This window comes from Streptomyces sp. NPDC002817, assembly GCF_053592055.1.
Genome location: NZ_JBSFUY010000090.1, coordinates 1 through 4,368 on the forward strand (window position 1 = coordinate 1; position 4,368 = coordinate 4,368).

Below are 4,368 nucleotides of genomic sequence, written 5' to 3' on the forward strand. Positions count from 1 at the left end.
TCCGCCATCCGCTCACCGAACACCGGCAACGCATCCCACAACTCAACCCCCATCCCCACCCACTGCGCCCCCTGCCCCGGAAACACCAACACGGGCTGTCCCTGGAAATGGGCCGCGCCGACAACGGCAGCTCGGTCCGTGCCGTCCTCCTCCAGGGCTCCCAGGAGGGACGCGGCATCGGCGGGATCCGACACCATCACGACGGCGCGGTGTAGGTGGGCTGAGCGGGTGGTAGTCAACGACCAGGCGACATCGAGGAGTTCGGCATCCCGGAGGTCGTTCTTGAGCCGTGATGCCTGTGCGCGCAGGGCATGGGGGCTCCGTGCCGTCACGACGAGGGGCAGGGTCCGCGGCGTCTGCGGGGCGGCCACCGGGCGGCCCTCCTCGGCCTGTGAGGCGTTCGGCTGGGGCTGCTCGATGACGAGGTGGGCGTTGGTGCCGCTCGCCCCGAAGGACGACACGCCCGCCCGGCGTGGGCGATCCGCGTCCGGCCAGGGGTGCGGTGAGGTGAGCAGGCGTACCGCGCCGGACTCCCAGTCGACATGCGGAGACGGCTCGTCCACGTGCAGAGTGCGCGGCAGTGTTCCGTGCCGCATCGCCATCACCGTCTTGATCACACCGGCGACGCCCGCCGCCGCCTGGGTATGTCCCAGGTTGGATTTCACCGAGCCCAGCCACAGCGGTTCGTCGCCGAGACGGTCCTGTCCGTACGTGGCCAGGAGGGCCTGGGCCTCGATCGGGTCGCCGAGCCGGGTGCCGGTGCCGTGGGCCTCCACGGCATCCACGTCCGAGGGCTTCAGGCCCGCGTTCGCCAACGCCGCACGGATCACTCGCTCCTGCGAAGGACCGTTGGGAGCGGTCAGTCCGTTCGACGCGCCGTCCTGGTTGACCGCCGAGCCGCGTATGACCGCCAGCACCTGGTGTCCGTGAGCCAGGGCATCCGACAACCGCTCCAGTACCAGCATGCCCACGCCCTCGGACCAACCGGTGCCGTCGGCCGCCGACGCGAACGACTTACACCGCCCGTCCCTGGCCAGCCCCTGCTGCCGACTGAATTCCGTGAACAGGACAGGGGTAGCCATCACGGATACCCCGCCGGCCAGAGCGAGCGTGCATTCGCCGTTGTTGAGGGCCTGTGCCGCCAGGTGCATGGCGACCAGGGACGAGGAGCAGGCGGTGTCCACCGTGATGGCCGGGCCTTCCAGGCCCAGGGCGTAGGCGACCCGGCCGGATACGATGCTGACCGACCGGCCGCTGAGGAAGTGCCCCTCGACTGCTGCCGGTTCGGCGTCGGAGCCGTAGTCCTGGTGCATCACGCCGGCGAAGACGCCGGTGGGGCTGGAGTGCAGGGAAGCGGCGGGGATGCCTGCTCGCTCCAGTGCTTCCCAGGACACCTCCAGCAACAGCCGTTGCTGCGGATCCATCGCCAGCGCCTCGCGTGGGGAGATCCCGAAGAACTCCGCGTCGAACTCGGGAGCGTCGTAAAGGAAGCCGCCTTCACGCGCGTACGAGCGTCCCGGTCGGCCCTGGCCGGTGGCCAACAGGTGCGCGAGATCCCAGCCGCGGTCCGTGGGGAACGGGGCGATCGCGTCGGTGCCGGCCGCCACCAGGTCCCACAGGCTCTCCGGGGAGGTCACGCCGCCGGGGTACCGGCAGGCCATGCCCACGATCGCGATGGGCTCGTTCGACTGAACAGCGGGAGTGGCAGTGTCCTGTGCGGGTGTGCGGGTCTGGCCCGTGCAGCGGTGCGCGAGTTCGCGGGCGAGGAGAGTGGGCGTTGGGTGGTCGAAGGCCAGCGTGGCGGGCAGGCGCACGTTCAGGGCCGTGGCGAGTCGGTTGCGCAGACCGACAGCGGTGAGCGAGTCGAATCCGATCGCTCGGAACGCCTGGTCGGGGGCGATGTCCTGGGGCCCCGCGTGGCCCAGGACGGCGGCCACATGGGTGCGGACCAGGTCGAGCAGCGCTTGGTCGCGCTCGGCGTCGGGAAGTGCCGCGAGGCGTTCGGCCTCGCCTCTCGGTGCGCTCCGGTCCCCTGCGGCAGCGACGGGACGCTGCCGTCGGGGTATCAGGTCACGCAGTACGGGCGAGACGGCGCTGGCGTCGGCTTCGGCGCGCAGGTGGGTGGGATCGGTCCGCAGCGGGAAGAGGAGCGGGCCGCCTCGCCCGCATGCGGCATCGAAGAGGGCGAGGCCCTGGTCGCTGGGCAGCGCGGGGAACCCGGTGCGGGCGAGCCGCCGGACGTCGCCACTGTCCAGGTGCCCGGTCATGCCGCTGGCTTCGGCCCACGGGCTCCAGTCGAGACAGAGCACGGGCGAGCCCTCCGCTGCGCGGCGCAGTGCCAGGGCGTCGAGAAAGGCGCTCGCGGCAGCGTAGTTGCCCTGTCCGGGGTTGCCGAGCAGGCCGGCCACCGAGGACATCAGGACCAGCGTCGCCCCCGTGTGTGCCGTGAGGTCGTGCAGGTGGACCGCGGTGTCGATCTTCGAGCGCAGGACACGGTCCAGTTGGTCCGGTGTGAGGGTGTGCAGCAGTGCGTCGTCGAGAACACCGGCGGCGTGCACGACGACGTCGGGGGCGGGGGACGCCGTGGCGAAGAGCGCGTCCAAGGCACCGCGGTCGGTGGCGTCGCAAGCGGTGACGGTCACGTCGGCGCCGAGGGCGGACAGTTCGGCGGTGAGGGCGTCGACACCGGGCGCGGTCGGGCCGCGCCTGCTGGTGAGGACGAGTCGGCGAGCGCCGTACTCGCGCACGAGGTGCCGGGCCAGCAAGCCGCCGAGCGTGCCGGTGCCGCCCGTGATCAGCACGGTCTCCCACAGTCCGGGCAAAGCTACGGAGGTGCTTTCGGTTGTCGGCCGAGTACGGGCCAGGCGCGGGACAAAGGCCTGCCCAGATCGCACGGCCACCTGTGGTTCGTCGGTCGCCAACGCACAGGCCAGGGCATCCGGGTCGAGCCCGTCGAGGTCCACCAGGCCGAAGCGGCCGGGGTGTTCGGACTGGGCACTGCGGACGAGCCCCCAACAGGCGGCAGCCGCCGGATCGGTGGCACAGGTATCGGTGCCGGCGGCGACGGCGCCCGACGTCACCACGACCAGCCGAGCCTCTGCCAGATACTCGTCGGCCAGCCAGTCCTGGACCAGACCGAGCATGCGGGCGACCGTGGCGCGGGTGTGCTCAGCGAGAGGGCTCTCGTCGTGCGCCGAGAGAGACGCCAGCACCAAACCCGGCGCGGTACCAAGCTGCCGAACCGCCCGGCCCAGCTCGTCTAGGGACGCGTACGCGCGCGTGCCCTTCGGGACGTAGGAAGGTGTCTCGCCCAGCACCGCGCAGTCCGCCAGGTCGACAGGATGGGGCGATGCGGGGGATGGACTCACCCAGTCGAGCTCGAAGAGGGCACCATCGCCCACCTGCCGGGCTCCCGCGAGCCGCTCGTCATCTATCGGGCGCAGGATCAGGGAGCCTACGGACAGCACAGGCTGCCCGGTCGGGTCGGTCGCGGTGAGAGTCACCTCGTCGCCGCCCTTGGTCAGCCGGACACGCAACTCTGTCGCACCGGACGCGTGCAGGCACACCTCGGACCAGGCGAACGGCACGAGCAGCCGGTCATCCGTCCGGTCGGCCAGGAGGGTGTGCAGAGCGCTGTCCAGCAGAGCGGGATGCAGGCCGAAGGTGGTGTGCTCGGCGTCAAGCGCTACCTCTGCGAAGACCTCGTCACCCTGCCGCCACGCTCGCCGCAGTCCCTGGAAGGCCGGGCCATAGCCGTATCCGGACGCTTGCGCCGACTCGTACAGGCCGGCGATGTCGAGCGACTGAGCCTCGGTGGGCGGCCATACGTGGAAGGGCACAGGCACCGGCGTCTCTCCGTGTCGCAGCACGGCCCGCGCGTGCCGGGTCCACGCTTCGGCTTCGTTTCCGTCAGCGTGTCCCGGACGGGCGTAGAAACTGACAGTGCGCCCCCCGTCCGCACCTGCGGCCTCGATCACGACCTGGATGTGCACCGCGCCCTGCTCTGGCAGGGCAAGAGGTGTCTCCACCACCAAGTCGTCAACGCGGCTACAGCCGACCTCGTCACCCGCGTTGACGGCCAGTTCGACGAAGCCCGCGCCGGGCAACACGACCGTTCCGAACACCCGATGGTCGGCCAGCCATGGATGCGTTCCCGCTGACAACAGGCCGGTCAGCAGGACCTGTCCCGTTCCGGCGACGCGCACCGCCGCGTCCAGTAGTGGATGCCGCGACTTGCTCGCATCCGCCGTGCCCTCCAGCCAGTAGCGCTGTCGCTGGAAGGCGTATGTGGGCAGATCCACCGCCCGCGCGCCTGTGCCCTCGAACACAGGAGACCAGTCCACGTCCACGCCCCGCACGAACACCTCG

Annotated in this window: 1 protein-coding gene; it reads right to left on the bottom strand. The window is 70.9% G+C overall.

Annotated elements, in window-relative coordinates:
* Positions 1-4,328, bottom strand: a 4,328-nt coding sequence (locus ACWD3I_RS48990; RefSeq protein WP_451084462.1) for a type I polyketide synthase, incomplete at its 3' end; no start/stop codon positions are given.
* Positions 4,329-4,368: the final 40 nt, after the last annotated feature.